This window comes from Neobacillus sp. DZ-9 (genome assembly GCF_059587065.1).
Genome location: NZ_JCAIOL010000008.1, coordinates 122,507 through 137,991, shown reverse-complemented (window position 1 = coordinate 137,991; position 15,485 = coordinate 122,507). Strand labels below are relative to the sequence as shown.

Sequence of the window (15,485 nt, the reverse complement as noted above, 5' to 3'; positions counted from 1 at the left end):
CCCTCTCGTTTATGAATGGAGGACACGATAATGGCAAAAAAAATGCCTGAAATCGGTGATTATAAATATGGTTTTGCCGATAAAGACGTTTCCATATTCCGATCAAAGCGTGGATTGACAAAGGAAATTGTTGAAGAGATTTCAAAGCTTAAGAGCGAGCCGCAATGGATGCTGGATTTCCGTTTGAAATCACTTGAGCATTTTTACAATATGCCAATGCCGCAATGGGGCGGAGATTTGGCTTCTTTAAATTTCGATGAAATTACGTATTACGTAAAACCATCTGAGAAGTCTGAGAAGTCATGGGACGAAGTACCTGAAGAAATTAAAGCAACTTTTGATAAATTGGGTATTCCTGAAGCTGAGCAAAAGTATCTTGCTGGGGTATCTGCACAATATGAATCAGAGGTTGTTTACCATAACATGAAGGAAGACCTTGAAGCACTAGGAATCGTTTTTAAAGATACAGATTCCGCTCTTAAAGAAAATGAAGACATTTTCCGCGAGCACTGGGCTAAAGTAATTCCACCTACGGATAATAAGTTTGCTGCATTAAACTCTGCTGTTTGGTCCGGCGGTTCATTCATCTATGTACCACCAGGTATTAAAGTAGATACACCGCTTCAAGCGTATTTCCGCATTAACTCAGAAAACATGGGTCAGTTTGAGCGTACGTTAATTATTGTTGACGAAGGCGCACACGTACACTATGTAGAAGGCTGTACAGCTCCTGTTTATACAACAAACTCGCTTCACAGTGCGGTTGTTGAAATCATCATTAAAAAAGATGCTTACTGCCGTTATACGACGATTCAAAACTGGGCAAACAACGTGTTTAATCTAGTTACGAAGCGTGCAGTATGTGAAGCTAATGCAACTATGGAATGGATCGACGGTAATATCGGTTCTAAGTTAACAATGAAGTACCCTGCGGTTATTTTAAAAGGTGAAGGCGCACGCGGTATGACGTTATCGATTGCAATTGCCGGTAAAGGTCAGCACCAGGATGCTGGAGCGAAAATGATTCACTTGGCTCCAAATACTTCATCAACGATCGTATCTAAATCGATTTCTAAGCACGGTGGTAAGGTAACCTACCGTGGAGTCGTTCACTTCGGCCGTAAAGCGGATGGCGCACGTGCTAACATCGAGTGTGATACATTGATTATGGATAATTTGTCAACTTCGGATACAATTCCTTACAACGAAATCCTAAATGACAATATTTCACTTGAGCACGAAGCCAAAGTTTCCAAGGTTTCTGAAGAGCAGCTCTTCTACTTGATGAGCCGCGGTATTTCTGAGCAGGAAGCAACTGAAATGATCGTTATGGGCTTCATCGAGCCGTTTACAAAAGAACTGCCAATGGAATACGCCGTTGAGATGAATCGCTTGATCAAGTTCGAGATGGAAGGCTCTATTGGTTAATATTTTTGAAAAAATTACCCGCTTGCCTTGATGGCAGGCGGTTTTTTATGTGTTGAAATATGCTAATCAGCGGATAACTGGCTCCAATCAGCGGATATACGCCGCCATTCAGCGGATGGCTGGCTCCAATTAGCGGATAACGCAGCTCAATCATCGGAAAGCACTCCAATTAGCGGATAACTGGCTCTAATCAGCGGATAACGCCGCCCAATTAGCGGATAACTGGCTCCAATTAGCGGATAACTGGCTCCAATCAACGGATAACGCCACCCAATCAGCTGATGGCTCTTCTAACTGTATTTGGTTATGCTATTATTAAGTGGTGGAGGTGAATGAGTTGATTTATATTGGTGTGACCGGCTGGGGCGACCATGACAGCTTATACCCTGGTCAAATTTCCTCTAGAGATAAATTGAAAGAGTACGCAGGCCATTTTCCCATTGTTGAAGTAGACACTGCATTTTATGCGATTCAACCGCAGCGGAACGCACAAAAATGGGTAAATGAAACGCCGGAAAGCTTCCAGTTTATCGTAAAGGCTTATCAGGGGATGACCGGCCACTTACGCGGAGAAATCCCGTTCGAAACAAAACAGGCTATGTTTAATGCCTTTAATGAATCACTAGAGCCATACATAGAGAAAAAAAAGCTCGCAATGGTGCTTTTTCAATTCCCTCCTTGGTTTGATTGCAACCGCGAAAATGTTGACTATCTAAGATGGTGCAAAAAGCAAATGGGAGAGGTACCATGTGCCTTGGAATTTAGACATCAATCGTGGTTTAAACTAGAATACCGTGATAGAACACTCGATTTTATGAAAGAAGAAAAATGGATTCATAGCATATGTGATGAACCGCAGTCTGGGGAAGGATCTGTTCCAACCATTCTTCGATCCACCACTCCAGAAAAAGTACTTGTCAGGTTCCATGGCCGAAATGTCCACGGCTGGCAAAAGCGTACCGACGTGGATTGGCGGGAAGTCCGGTTCCTATACCGCTATAACCAACAGGAACTAGAAGAATGGGCTGAATCCATCGCAAAGCTCAAAAAAGAATGCAGTGATGTATATCTTCTCTTTAATAATAACTCTGGCGGTGACGCTGCAGATAACGCTAAACAAATGATGGAACTGCTCCAGATTGAATATGAAGGGCTTGCCCCAAGGCAGTTAGGTTTATTTTAAAATTAGAAGGTGTAAAAATGGAATGGATTCTACTGGTTATCATAGGACTGTTAGCGAGTTCATTAGGATCGCTAATCGGTTTAGGAGGAGGAATAATCGTTGTTCCCGCCTTGCTTTACTTAGGATCATTTTCGGCCTTTGGCTATGTTAGCCCGCAGGTTGCGGTAGGAACGTCCTTGTTCACGATGATTTTCACAGGGCTATCCTCTACGCTTGCTTATATGAAACATAAGACCGTCGATTATAAGAGCGGATTAATTTTCTTGATTGGCAGTGGTCCCGGCAGTATTCTTGGAGCATGGGTAACAGAAAAATTACCGATGCATTCTTTTAATATTCTTTTTGGATTGTTCATTATTTTTGTCTCAATCATTTTACTGCTAAAAGATAAACTAAAGCCGATTCCTTATAAAAAGGAAAAAGGAATTGTTCGCACTTTTACAGACAATACGGGGAAAACCTTTGAATACGGCTATAGTCCAATGATCGGCATTCTCGTTGCATTTATTGTTGGGTTTATATCAGGGATATTTGGGGTCGGAGGAGGCTCCTTGATGGTACCAACGATGATATTAGTCTTCTTCTTCCCTCCGCACGTCGCTACGGCTACCTCGATGTTTATGATTTTACCAACATCGATCCTCAGTTCCATTACGCATATAACGCTCGGGAATGTCAATTGGCTTTATGCACTGGCACTAGTCCCTGGGGCGTGGATTGGCGCTAGGGTGGGGGTCTACTTAAATACTAAGCTTAAGAGTAAAACGATCGTATTATTATTGCGGACGGTACTAGTTATTGTCGGCATACGATTAATTTATGAAGGAATTGCAGGTTAAGATACAAATGGAAACCATACATATTTATCATACAAATGATATTCACAGCCACTTAGAAAATTGGCCTAGAATTGAGCTATTCCTCAAACAAAGAAAAACGGATCATCAAAAACATGAAGAAGAAAGTCTATTATTTGATATCGGTGATTTTATTGACCGCTGGCATCCTTATTCGGAGGCTTCTAAAGGAAAAGGAAACATCCAATTATTAAATATGTGCGAATATAACGCCATCACGATTGGAAATAACGAAGGAGTCAATCTCCCATACGATGATTTGGATCATCTATATGATGACGCCCATTTCGATATAATTGCGGCGAATTTTTATAAAAAAAATCAAGTTTATCCAAGCTGGGTTAAACCATATAAGATTTATCCCACAAAAAACGGAACCCGTATCGGGGTCATTGGGGTAACGGCGAATTTTGCGCATCTATATAAATTGCTTGGCTGGGAGTTGACGGATCCCATCATGGAGTTGAAAAAATGGCTCCCAATCTTAAAAGAACAATCAGACATTATCATTTGTCTTTCTCATCTTGGCAAAGAGGATGATGAAAAAATTGCCAGTGAGTTTCAGGAGATTGATGTCATTCTAGGGGCTCATACACATCATTATTTTGAAAACGGCCGGCTAGTAGGGGAAACACTGCTTGGAGCCGCAGGGAAGTATGGATATTTTGTGGGCCATATCACCCTAAAGGTAAATGAACAAAAGCAAATTAACGATAAGGAAGCTATAGTTTATGACGTAAAGGAACTTCCGGAGACTCCAAATGAACAGGAGCAGGTCCAGTCATTCCTAAGGCTAGGTAAAGAACTGTTAAGTCAAAAGGTAACAACTTTACAAGAACCACTGTTAGCTGATCCGTTTAAGGAAACTAATTTTTCCGAATTTCTTTGTTCCTCCCTTCAAGAATGGTGTGAATCAGATATTGCTATGATTAATGCTGGACTCCTTTTAGGACCCTTATCGGGTGAGGTCACTGAATATGACCTTTTAACGGTTTGCCCTCATCCCATCAATCCGTGTGTCGTAGAGCTGACGGGCAGGGAATTTATAAAAATTCTCACAGAAACCCAGGATGAAAACCTTCAACATAAACAAATCAAAGGATTAGGATTTAGAGGGGACGTTCTTGGGATATTTGTATATGAAGGCATTCGAATCCAAGATGGAAGGATGTTCATTAATGGAAAACCATTAGAGATGGAGGAAAGGTACACATTGGCATTGCCGGATATGTTTACCTTTGGCCATTTTTTCAAAGATGTCCTTCTCTCTAAACATAAAACCTATTTTCTGCCTGAGTTCTTGCGAGATCTATTAAAATGGAAATTGCTGCAGATGTCCTAGTTGAATACACTCTTTTTCGATAATTGTCATAATGTGATAATGAGGAAAGGAGTGGAGGAATTGATTGAGCTTTCACCAATCGAAATAGACGGCCATACCTTTTTGGCTGTGACTGTGTTACTTCCTAAAACAACATTGCTTGCCATTTCAAGCGATAAAGGATACATCATGTGCGGTGCCTTGGACGTCGGCCTTTTAAATGAAAAATTGAAGGACCGCAAGATTATTGCTGCAAGAGCCGTCGGGGTAAGAACCATCGATCAGCTTCTAAATGCGCCAATGGAATCGGTGACATTTGAAGCAGAAGAACTGGGAATCCACCAAGGAATGATCGGCAGGGACGCCTTGCTGAAAATGATTTAAAAGCTTGCTTTTAACTAAGCAAGCTTTTTAATTGGGCTAGTTCCACATCTTCAAGCATACATATAGCTTGAAGGGGTGATTGTTTTGGCAAAGATTCGCCGACGGTTTACGAAGCGAGGCCCGCTGCCTTTCCGTTATGTTATGCTGCTATCATTTGTTTTTTTTCTTTTTTCCACCGCCTTCGGGATATGGGTTATTAACAAAGGCATTGAACCGACGTTAATCAGTTATGCGGAATCCCAATCAAAAAAAATAGCCTCACAGGTCATTACGAAAGCCATAAATAAAAAGACAGTCGAGATCGGCGATGTAATTGCCATAGAACCGGGCACGGATGGAGCTCCGCCTAGCGCAACCTTAAAAACGGAGGTAGTAAATCAGAAATTGTCCGAAATCACCAGTCAGATCCAAAAGAATCTTAATGCTGCCGAGAAGGGGGATCTTTCTTCCCTACAGCAATTAACTGACGTGGAAATAGAATTAGAAAATACGAATACGGATGGAATTGTTTGGAATGTACCGCTTGGGCGGGCAACCAATATGGCCTTGTTTGGGAATCTTGGGCCGAAGATACCGGTGAAGTTTCAAGCTATTGGGGACGTCCGGCCGGATGTGAAAATTACACCAAAGCCATTGGGAATCAATAATACGTGGATTGATGTAGCCATTCATTTAGAAGTATCGGTGCAAATTATTACACCGTTTTCAACGAAAATCACAAAGCTGGATCAAAAAATTCCAGTTGGCGGCAGATTAATTCAGGGCGATGTTCCGCAATTTTATAATAATGGCAGCAATGCTCTGCCATCCATCGAATTGCCTAAATCAGAAGAAAAGAAAAAAACAAAATCGACAAACTAAAAGGACAATCCTTAATGGAAAGTCCTTTATTTTTGCTTCCTTAGATTCATCCGCTCAATCCGCTTCCATTTTGCTAAATGCGGGTATGGATCAAACGACCATTCTGTTATCCCGTTATCTTTGTACATACCATAATGCAAATGAGGAGGAAATTTGCCCGCGGTGCCTGGAGGCCCGTACCCAGTGTTTCCAACACTGCCAATAACCATTCCTGGCTCAACAATAGATCCAACCTTTAAATTTCCAGCAAACCCTCCTAGGTGGGCAAAGTAATGATAGGTATTGTTAATATCGCGGATGCCGATTCTCCAGCCCCCGAACTTATTCCATCCCTTCATCTCTATAATGCCATAACAGGTGGCCCGAACAGGTACTCCATGGCCGGCAAAAATATCGGTGCCTTCATGCATCCTTCTGCCTCCCCAGCCCCTTGCATCTCCCCATGTACTGCGATAACTGTGATTGGAGCGAATTGGAACAGGGAAAACCTGAGTATCCAAATTAAGCCTTCCAAAATGGCGGTACATTTTGGCCTTACCAACAATAATCCCAACCGTTTTATCGCGATGATAGTAATTCCATAGTCCGATTTTTATATTATCATGATCGACACCGTAGGAAAGAAGATAATTAGCAAAAGCATATAAAACATCCTCATCACTCTTTAAGCTCGCTTTACCATCTCCATTACCATCGATACCTATTCCATTAAAGAACTGAATGCTAGCTGGATTTTTAGACTTAGGGTTCGGATTTGTTAAGCCAGACCACTCTTCAGGACGAAAATAAATGGCAATGGTCCCTTCTGGTTTTGGTAAATCACGACGGGCCAAACGGACACTTCTTTCATATTGATCGATGGCGGCTAGGTAATACCAAGGTATATTTGTAACGGTTTCCACTTTTTTATAAAGCTTCATTCTTTCCTGATAGGGATCAGGTTCCTTAGCTTGAGCATCCCTGACAGCAAATGTAGAGGTGAAAAATAAAAGGAAAGTTCCAATCATTAGAACAACCCTCACGCAGGAATCCTCCTTCCGAATAATGTACAAGTTTAGTTTATGCCTTCTAAACAATTTCATAATGGTCAATAATTGGTAAGAAGAATAGATTGCTTGTCGTCAGGCAGGCAGTATGTTAAAGTGACAACAGAAGAACTCATTTTCCATACATAAGTGGATTGCAAGGGGTGTAAAAATGAGCAAGAAAGAAGAAATATTACGTAAACCCGAGTGGTTAAAAATAAAGCTGAACACGAATGAATCTTATACGGGCCTGAAGAAAATGATGCGTGAAAAAAACCTTCACACTGTATGTGAAGAAGCTAAATGCCCTAATATTCATGAATGCTGGGCTGTAAGACGTACGGCAACCTTTATGATACTAGGTGATACTTGTACTCGTGCCTGCCGCTTCTGTGCCGTTAAAACGGGGCTTCCAACAGAACTTGATTTGCAAGAACCAGAACGAGTGGCCGACTCCGTTCAGCTTATGAACTTAAAGCATGTGGTCGTTACAGCAGTTGCACGCGATGATTTAAAGGACGGTGGTGCTGCTGTATTTGCTGAAACGGTGCGGGCGATTCGCCGGAAAAATCCATTCACGAGCATTGAAGTTCTTCCTTCCGATATGGGCGGAAAAGAAGAAAATTTACAGTTGTTAATGGATGCTAAACCCGACATCTTAAACCATAATATTGAAACCGTTCGCCGCTTGACTCCAAGAGTTCGGGCACGTGCTAAATACGACCGTTCGCTTGAATTTTTACGACGAGCAAAAGAAATGCAGCCAACCATTCCAACTAAATCCAGCTTAATGATTGGAATTGGCGAAACAAAGGAAGAAATTCTTGAGGTAATGGATGATTTGCGAGCCAACCATGTGGATATTATGACCATCGGACAATATTTACAGCCTACCAAGAGCCATTTGAGAGTTGAGAAATATTATAGTCCTGATGAATTTAAAGAACTGCAGCAAATTGCCATCAGCAAGGGCTTCAGCCATTGTGAAGCCGGTCCGTTAGTGCGCTCCTCCTACCATGCCGATGAACAGGTAAACGCTGCTGCAAAGCATAAGCAATTACTTGGTGAAAAGGAAGCAAAGAAAGCATAAACGAAGAAGAGTTCAGTCTAGGATGACTGAACTCTTTTTATTACTTATTGTGGTTATAATTTTGATCTTCCGGAGTAAGTCCATTTTCGTCCTCATGAGCGCTCATCCGTGAACCTTGAGGAGATTTTTTCATTTGTTTAATTAAGCCATTGACCAAATTCCGGGTATTACGGCTTGTTGAATCGAGATTAGCCAGATTTTCAACATCGCGCATTAAAACCTTATTGTCTGTCACATAAACGTGGTAATATCTTGGTACAACGGACATTGCGGTTTGTTTCACCTGATCCGCCGTTAAATTTCGGTCCTTGGAATTAGTGTCATAAGCAACTAAAACTTCTTGGTCTGTTACAAGGGTGGCTACATCATTTACATTATGAATGTTGGTACTGTACTTGCTGATTATGTTAGCAAGCTGTTCTCGGTCAAGAGCTGTATAATGATTATTGGCTGTGTTATCATTCATCAACGGACTCTTTTGGTGGCGGACATACCCATAATTGTTGCTAACATTTCGAATGCCGCGGCCTGCTCCTTCATTGTAGAGCTCATGCCGCTTATTATTTACATTAATGGTATTACCGCTTTCCTCATAAATGTCATTCTTAGTGTCCTTTGTACATCCAGTTAAAGCAGTAAGCGTACACAATCCAATGACGATGATTGACTTTTTCAAGCTTAACACCTCCTTTTATTAGAATAGCCAATGGGAGGATTTTTTTTCTTAGTAATTGATGGTGAATCGGTTATAATGGGAATTAAGAGTGTCTGGCAAATTGAGGTGAAAAAGGATGATAAATATTAACAACACCATGTATGAAATGGTGCAGGAGCATCGTAACGGTTTTAATGAAGATGCCCTTAAAGCGAGATATAGCGATATTTTATCAAGATACGATTACATTGTGGGAGACTGGGGCTATGGCCAGCTCCGTTTAAAGGGTTTTTTTGAAGACCAAAATCAAAAAGCTACCTTTGATACTAAAATAAGCACGCTCAGCGAATATCTTTATGAATACTGCAATTTCGGCTGTGCTTATTTTGTTTTGAAAAAGGTAAAAAAATAACGAAAGGCCAGAAATCTGGCCTTTCGTTTATTTGTTATATGGGGCCTGTTCATCCGTGTCCGGATCATCATGCGGAGGATGGGCTCCTTCCATCTGCCGGGGCAGATCTTGATGAAATGACTTGAATTCATAATTAAATGCACTAAGGGTTCGCTGCCCTTCTTCCCAGGGCGTGCTTTTATTTTGAACAGGCTTGTCTTTTCGGAAGTCCGAACCATAAGGCCCCTCGGGAAACTCCTGAGCAGTAAGGAAATTATTCTGTTTTTCCACATTGGATAATTCCGTATACTTCTCTGCCTCTTTATCCGCCATATTTTCCACTCCTTTTAAAACCTAGTTTAGCCCAAGGAGTGAAAATCATGAGCAATTGTTTAAACTAATTCCATTAGAAAGGATCTTAGTTCTTCTGCATCTTCTTCATTTAATTGAAAAGCATATTCTAAATAGCCTTCCTCTTGCAGGTCATCGTGGCCAATAATAGCAAAACGGTTTCCCTGCATATCTAGGACAAGATGTTTACCATAATGGCGTGCGGATTGAACAATGGCTAAATCATAGCGCTGGTTCTCACCAACAAAACTAACAAATCTTGTTTTTGTATTCTCCATATCATCATATAAGAAAAACCGTTCTTTCATCTAAATAATCTCCTTTAAAAAAATACTTTTTAGCACCTTCTCTATAGTAACAAATTTATTTGTTTGAGGGGAGTAGTGAAATTTCCGCAAAATTTGGGAAATTTCGCGTCTGGGAAAATACGAAATCTGTCAAAATATGCTACAATATACTTAAATTCTCAATTGTTGACTGGAAGAGGGATGAGTTTAATGGTCCGTCGTTACATCGAAAAAGCAATAAGTGTAATGCAATGGGGAAAGAATATACTGCCTCTTTCGTCAATTCGCTTTTATCCACCCCCAATTATATTGCGGAATCCCGCGTTAGAGGGTGTTACAGCAGCCCTTCAATCTGGACATGAAGTGGCTGTGATTGTTTTTAATATCAAAAAATCTTCTGAATTAGCTGATTTACTGGGACAACCCCTCTATACACAGCTAATTAAAAATATTAAAAAGTATTTCCGTCTTTCTATTGAGAAAGAAATAAACAGTAAAGATGTCATCACTATCCATGATTTTTATGGTGACGGTTTTACAATTTTCTTAAAAGTTGATTTTGATCGGGATTGTTTATCAGAAATAGATCTGTTTATGAATAAAATAACCTATCATGTTGAAAAGAAATTACATAAGTTATACCCTGCTGTCGAGCTTCATTTTGAAACAGGATATATGTTTGTTGAGAAAAAACATTACTCGATTCATGATTCTGTTTTAAAAGCCCATAGACAGGCCGTTTTTATGGCAGAAAGAAAAGCTGAATCCGGTTTTAATGAAATGGTTATGACGATGAATAAAATTATTTCAAAAAAGGAAATTAAACTTTTAGCTCAGCCGATTATTGATGTAGCAACAAAAGAAATTCGAGCCTGGGAAATGCTTACACGAGGACCACAGGGAACCCTATTAGAAAATCCAATGCCGCTCTTCTCGCTGGCCAGGCAGACAGGGATGCTGTACGAACTGGAAATGATTATCATTGAAAAAGTCTTGCAGCAAATAAAGACAACGCGATGCCGCCAGGACATATTTGTGAATTGCACACCTTTAACTCTAGGCAATTTAAGATTTACAAGAGATTTAAAAAATCTTATGTTAAAATATAAAAGTATTTCGCCTAAGCAAATCACTATTGAAGTAACCGAAAGCGATTCGATCGAGGGCTTAAAGAACTTTATCTATAATATTAAAGTGTTACGATTAATGGGGTTTCGAATCGCGGTCGATGATACAGGTGCAGGCTATTCCAGCCTAAATACAATTAGTGAAATCATGCCAGATATCATCAAAATTGATCGCTCCGTGATCCAAAATATTCATCTAAATTCTCTAAAGGAATCAATGCTGAAAGGATTGCTGCTTGTGGCAAGAGAAGCAGGGTCGTTAGTTGTCGCTGAAGGAATTGAAAGCGAAGAAGAAGCATCGGTTCTGACGAGAAATAAAGTGGATTTAGCGCAAGGAAACTTTTATGCCCCTCCAGCTGCATTCGTAAACGGGATTGCTACTTAGTAGACAACGAAAAAGGAAGTGGAGCAAATGTATTTTGTAGACCGTGATAAAATGGAAACAACATTGGTTTATTTAGAAAAACAAATAAATCTTTTTACTTCGCAGCCGGAATGGACAACTCCATTAGAAAAAGCTGCATTAGAACGGGTAACACAAATGATGCTAGAAGCCATTTTTGATGTTGGCAATGCCATGATTGACGGTTTTATCATGCGCGACCCCGGAAGCTACGACGATATCATTGAAATTTTAATGGATGAAAAAGTCATTTCACAAGAAACGGGTAATACATTAAAAAGTCTCATTCCATACCGGAAAAATCTTGTCCAAGATTATACAGCAATCGTCCATAGTGAATTAAAGGAACAATTTGAAAAGTCTCATCCGGCTTTATCTCTTTTTGCGAAAAATGTGCGCGATTATCTTACAAATGAATTAGGTCCAGTTTCCGCCTTTAAAAGTCAGGGGTGAGGGTTTTTGAAAAAATATAAAGGCTATTTAATTGATTTAGATGGAACGATGTATAAAGGATCTGAGCGGATTGAGGAAGCCTCAGATTTTGTCAAAAAACTACGGGATAACAAAATTCCGTATCTATTTGTAACAAATAATTCATCAAGGACGCCAGCACATGTTGCCGAAAAGCTACGCGATTTCGATATTCCGGCAGAGGAAGAACTTGTATTCACGACCAGCCAGGCAACCGCCAATTACATTTATGAAACCAAGAAGGATGCTTCTGTTTATGTTATTGGAGAAGAGGGGCTACGCTCGGCGCTGGAAGAAAAGGGATTCCAATCTGCCGGGGAAAATGCCGAATTTGTCGTGATTGGGATTGACCGCTCCATCAGTTATGAGAAATTAGTTGTTGCTTGTTTAGCGGTTCGAAATGGAGCAACTTTCCTTTCTACGAATGGTGATATTGCGATTCCGACTGAAAGAGGACTTGTACCGGGTAATGGTTCGCTGACATCCGTCATTACGGTTTCTACCCAAACGAAGCCGATTTTTATCGGCAAGCCGGAATCGATTATTATGGAGCAGGCCTTAAAGGTATTAGGAACGGCCAAAGAAGAAACGATTATGGTCGGGGATTATTATGACACAGATATTTTAGCAGGCATGAATGCCGGGATGGACACGCTATTAGTTCATACAGGTGTGACCACGAAAGAATTGCTTAAAGGGTATAAACGAAAACCTACATATGCCATTGATTCATTGGATCAATGGGAGGTATAAAAAGGATGGGATACGCACCCATCCTTTTACACTATTTTTTTTCTTTTTCCAGTCTTGCTGCCCTGTGCGCCAGTCTGCTTGAGGCAGCGGCTGCAATCGCACCGACTATATCATCTAAAAAAGTATGGCATTCTCCGGTTGATTTATCATTTAGATGGGCTAAGATGCCAGGCTTTTGTTTATCAATATAACCATAATTGGTAAATCCAATTGATCCATACACATTCACAATCGAAAAGGCAAGAATTTCATCCACTCCATAAAGACTTTCATCTGTCCCTATGATTGATTGAAGCGGCTCCTCAAGCATACCTTTTTCAGCAAGCATGTCGAGCTGGATTCCGGTAATAATGGCATTTTGCACTTCACGTTTGGAGAGAACACGTTCTACATTAGCAATACAGTCTGCCATTTGTAAATTTTCATGATATTTTTCTTGTAAATAAAAAACTAAATCAGCAATATCTTGAATTTGGACGCCTCTTTCTGTTAGCCATCTGCGTGCAGTTTCTTCGGTCAAATCTACTTTTTTGTCGTCTGCCATCCCTTTTATCACCTTTTCTTTGGATTTTCACTATATATATACGCTTTTTTCATAAGATATGCAATTTTAACGTAAAAGAACTAGACAAAATTTTATCTTTCCAATCGAGCATTTTTCCTATTCATTTTTGAAAAAAAACGGGAAGACAACAAGTTTTTTAATAGTGATACATATATATGACTTAATAAGGGTATGAAAAAGAGGTGGGACTCGAATGCTTCAGAAAATGCTTGAAAATCAATATGGGATTACGACACAAGAATATATAAAATTAGATACTTATGACGCCTTAAGAGGCAATGGCTGGCTGTATGTAATCTCTAATCCTGCTGGAAGAGAAGAAGAGGATCTTTCTGAGTTAGAGAAAATTGCCGAGCATCTGCGAAATTATGGCGACCATAATGTACCTACATTTTTGCAGTCGAAGGAAGGGAATTTAATTACGACATGGGAACAAAATAAATATTGTGTATTAGCCAATCGGCAAGCAGATGAAAAACAACGGAAAATTAAATTAGGGCGTAAGCTTGCCAAGTTTCATGAGCGCGGGAGGAGGGTTCCCTATCAAATCGAGCGGTCAAGCCGGATGGGAAAGTGGAAGGAATTATGGGAAAAGCGGCTTGAACAAATGGAAAAGGTTTGGAACGGCCTTCTCTTTCAAACGCCAGAAGATGAATTTGAACGGATGTTTATTGAATCATTTCCCTATTATATGGGTTTAACTGAGAATGCCATTCAATACCTGGTAGATACAGAGTTAGATGATGAGCCAGTCGAAACGGACAGTGGCACAGTCTGTCATGATCGTTTTTGTAAAAAAACGTGGGGCGGTAATTATGTTATTAAAAATCCCTTTGATTGGGTCTTTGATCATCGCAGCCGGGATATAGCAGAGTGGACAAGGGAGAGATATTTCCGAAATTTTCAAACGTACGATGTCGACCTAAAACAATTTTTTGAAGAATATCAAAGTGTTGCCCCATTATCATCATTTTCGTGGCGCTTATTATACTCGCGTTTAATTTTTCCTCTCCACTATTTTGAGTGTATTGAAAATTATTATATAACTCGGTCGGAGCAGGACAAGAAGGTATTAGAGGAACAGCTAAGTAAAATTTTAAGACAATCGGGCGAATATGAGCGATTTTTGGCCGGATTTTTTCACATTTCGGGAGCTCCAGTCAAAAGGTTGAATCTCCCTCAATTAGAATGGCTATATAAAGTGTAAAACACACGATTCGACTCATTTCTGAAAAATTTCAATCAGAATAATAGGTATAATAACCAGGAGTTCCAAAATTAGGATTGAGGTAGGTTCGCAGAATGAAGCCTTATATTTACATTACTAGAAAGCTGCCGGAGGCAGTGTTTAAAACCATACAACAAAAATACGAAGTAAAAATGTGGGAACAGGAGGATATACCGGTTCCAAAAGAGGTCCTTCACGCAGAAGCTAAAAAAGCAGATGCCCTCTTGACCATGTTATCTGACCAAATCGATGAACAAATTTTAACCGCTGGAAATCGGTTAAAGGTTGTCGCTAATTTGGCTGTGGGTTTTGACAATATTGATGTTAAAACAGCTAGCATTGAAGGAGTTGCAGTTTGCAATACTCCTGATGTTTTAACCGACACAACGGCTGATTTAACCTTTGGATTGCTAATGGCGGCCGCTCGTCGGATTGTCGAGGCAGCCGAATATGTTAAAGACGGAAAATGGAAGAGTTGGAGCCCGATGCTCCTTGCAGGCCATGATATCCATCATAAAACAATTGGTATTGTAGGCATGGGTAAAATTGGCGAAACCGTTGCGAAACGTGCAATAGGGTTTGATATGGATATTCTTTATCATAACCGGACCAGAAAGCCTGAAATGGAACAGCAGCTAGGTGCCAAGTATGTTTCTTTTGAAGAGCTTGTTGAAAAATCCGACTTCATCGTCTGTCTAACTCCGCTAACACCAGAAACCAAAAACTTGTTCACCCGTGAAGTATTCAGAGGAATGAAACAATCGGCTATTTTTATCAATGCTTCTAGAGGTCCTGTGATTGACGAGCAGGCCTTATATGACGCCTTAACAGCAGGGGAAATAGCCGGTGCTGGGTTGGATGTATTCGAAAGAGAACCAATCAATCGGAACCATCCATTGCTATCGCTTCCAAACGTAGTCGCACTTCCGCATATCGGCAGTTCAAGTGTTGAAACCCGAATCGCCATGATGAAGCTATGTGTCGAAAATATCACCGCAGTCTTAGAAGGAAACGTGCCAAAAACACTTGTTAATAAAGACTGGAAGCCATTTGTAAAAGCATAAAAAATAAAAAAGCGATTGCTGTCAATGGCAATCGCTTTTGT

19 protein-coding genes are annotated in these 15,485 nt (G+C 40.3%); 13 read left to right on the top strand and 6 right to left on the bottom strand.

The window, feature by feature from the left end:
- Positions 1–30 precede the first annotated feature (30 nt).
- A complete protein-coding gene (gene sufB, locus AC59HZ_RS21760) occupies positions 31–1,428 on the top strand; it encodes a Fe-S cluster assembly protein SufB (RefSeq protein WP_496547860.1) in 1,398 nt (465 codons plus the stop codon).
- Here sufB and AC59HZ_RS21755 read toward each other — a convergent pair.
- Positions 1,418–1,582, bottom strand: a complete 165-nt coding sequence (locus AC59HZ_RS21755; protein WP_496547859.1) for a hypothetical protein — start codon at positions 1,580–1,582, stop codon at positions 1,418–1,420. The genes sufB and AC59HZ_RS21755 overlap by 11 nt on opposite strands.
- A gap of 183 nt (positions 1,583–1,765) precedes the next feature.
- Here AC59HZ_RS21755 and AC59HZ_RS21750 point away from each other — a divergent pair, with 183 nt between their 5' ends.
- The 5 genes from AC59HZ_RS21750 to yunB all read left to right on the top strand — a co-directional run bounded on the left by AC59HZ_RS21750 (position 1,766) and on the right by yunB (position 6,034).
- Entirely contained in the window at positions 1,766–2,611 is an 846-nt protein-coding gene (locus tag AC59HZ_RS21750) for a DUF72 domain-containing protein (RefSeq protein ID WP_496547858.1), read from the top strand.
- 17 nt (positions 2,612–2,628) lie between these two features.
- Complete coding sequence (locus AC59HZ_RS21745) at positions 2,629–3,450, top strand: sulfite exporter TauE/SafE family protein (protein ID WP_496547857.1); 822 nt, start codon at positions 2,629–2,631, stop codon at positions 3,448–3,450.
- A gap of 7 nt (positions 3,451–3,457) precedes the next feature.
- Positions 3,458–4,810, top strand: coding sequence for a bifunctional metallophosphatase/5'-nucleotidase (locus tag AC59HZ_RS21740; protein WP_496547856.1), 1,353 nt, complete (start codon positions 3,458–3,460; stop codon positions 4,808–4,810).
- A gap of 60 nt (positions 4,811–4,870) precedes the next feature.
- Entirely contained in the window at positions 4,871–5,173 is a 303-nt protein-coding gene (locus tag AC59HZ_RS21735) for a YunC family protein (protein ID WP_430065511.1), read from the top strand.
- Between the two features lie 75 nt (positions 5,174–5,248).
- Positions 5,249–6,034, top strand: a complete 786-nt coding sequence (gene yunB, locus AC59HZ_RS21730) for a sporulation protein YunB (RefSeq protein WP_496547855.1) — start codon at positions 5,249–5,251, stop codon at positions 6,032–6,034.
- Positions 6,035–6,060: 26 nt separating this feature from the next.
- On the opposite strand, the gene AC59HZ_RS21725 is transcribed toward yunB, so the two are convergent.
- Positions 6,061–7,056, bottom strand: a complete 996-nt coding sequence (locus tag AC59HZ_RS21725) for a M23 family metallopeptidase (protein ID WP_496547854.1) — start codon at positions 7,054–7,056, stop codon at positions 6,061–6,063.
- Between the two features lie 175 nt (positions 7,057–7,231).
- On the opposite strand from AC59HZ_RS21725, the gene lipA reads away from it, so the two are divergent.
- Positions 7,232–8,149, top strand: coding sequence for a lipoyl synthase (gene lipA, locus AC59HZ_RS21720; protein ID WP_496547853.1), 918 nt, complete (start codon positions 7,232–7,234; stop codon positions 8,147–8,149).
- 40 nt (positions 8,150–8,189) lie between these two features.
- Here the strand turns inward: lipA and AC59HZ_RS21715 are convergent, their stop codons facing one another.
- Positions 8,190–8,825, bottom strand: coding sequence for a YhcN/YlaJ family sporulation lipoprotein (locus AC59HZ_RS21715; RefSeq protein WP_496547852.1), 636 nt, complete (start codon positions 8,823–8,825; stop codon positions 8,190–8,192).
- Between the two features lie 115 nt (positions 8,826–8,940).
- Between AC59HZ_RS21715 and AC59HZ_RS21710 the strand changes: the two genes are divergently transcribed.
- Positions 8,941–9,216: a YutD family protein gene (locus AC59HZ_RS21710; protein ID WP_496547851.1), complete on the top strand. Its 276-nt coding sequence runs from the start codon at positions 8,941–8,943 to the stop codon at positions 9,214–9,216.
- Positions 9,217–9,243: 27 nt separating this feature from the next.
- Here AC59HZ_RS21710 and AC59HZ_RS21705 read toward each other — a convergent pair whose 3' ends face one another.
- Positions 9,244–9,528, bottom strand: a complete 285-nt coding sequence (locus tag AC59HZ_RS21705) for a cytosolic protein (protein WP_496547850.1) — start codon at positions 9,526–9,528, stop codon at positions 9,244–9,246.
- A 59-nt stretch (positions 9,529–9,587) separates the two neighbouring features.
- A complete protein-coding gene (locus AC59HZ_RS21700; protein WP_496547849.1) occupies positions 9,588–9,854 on the bottom strand; it encodes a DUF3055 domain-containing protein in 267 nt (88 codons plus the stop codon).
- A gap of 189 nt (positions 9,855–10,043) precedes the next feature.
- Here AC59HZ_RS21700 and AC59HZ_RS21695 point away from each other — a divergent pair, with 189 nt between their 5' ends.
- From AC59HZ_RS21695 to AC59HZ_RS21685, 3 genes are read left to right on the top strand one after another with little or no spacing between them, the layout of a single operon-like run.
- Positions 10,044–11,345, top strand: coding sequence for an EAL domain-containing protein (locus AC59HZ_RS21695; protein ID WP_496547848.1), 1,302 nt, complete (start codon positions 10,044–10,046; stop codon positions 11,343–11,345).
- Positions 11,346–11,372: 27 nt separating this feature from the next.
- The gene (locus tag AC59HZ_RS21690) at positions 11,373–11,816 is read left to right on the top strand and encodes a DUF86 domain-containing protein (protein WP_496547996.1); all 444 of its coding nucleotides are present in this window, start codon (positions 11,373–11,375) and stop codon (positions 11,814–11,816) included.
- Positions 11,817–11,822: 6 nt separating this feature from the next.
- Positions 11,823–12,587 (top strand): TIGR01457 family HAD-type hydrolase, encoded by a 765-nt coding sequence (locus tag AC59HZ_RS21685; RefSeq protein ID WP_496547847.1) that lies wholly within the window; start codon positions 11,823–11,825, stop codon positions 12,585–12,587.
- Between the two features lie 31 nt (positions 12,588–12,618).
- Here AC59HZ_RS21685 and AC59HZ_RS21680 read toward each other — a convergent pair whose 3' ends face one another.
- Positions 12,619–13,131: a phosphatidylglycerophosphatase A family protein gene (locus tag AC59HZ_RS21680; RefSeq protein WP_496547846.1), complete on the bottom strand. Its 513-nt coding sequence runs from the start codon at positions 13,129–13,131 to the stop codon at positions 12,619–12,621.
- A 214-nt stretch (positions 13,132–13,345) separates the two neighbouring features.
- On the opposite strand from AC59HZ_RS21680, the gene yutH reads away from it, so the two are divergent.
- Positions 13,346–14,359 carry a spore coat putative kinase YutH gene (yutH, locus tag AC59HZ_RS21675; protein ID WP_496547845.1) on the top strand — a complete coding sequence of 338 codons (1,014 nt, stop codon included), beginning with the start codon at positions 13,346–13,348 and terminating at the stop codon, positions 14,357–14,359.
- A gap of 95 nt (positions 14,360–14,454) precedes the next feature.
- Complete coding sequence (locus AC59HZ_RS21670) at positions 14,455–15,444, top strand: 2-hydroxyacid dehydrogenase (RefSeq protein ID WP_496547844.1); 990 nt, start codon at positions 14,455–14,457, stop codon at positions 15,442–15,444.
- Positions 15,445–15,485: the final 41 nt, after the last annotated feature.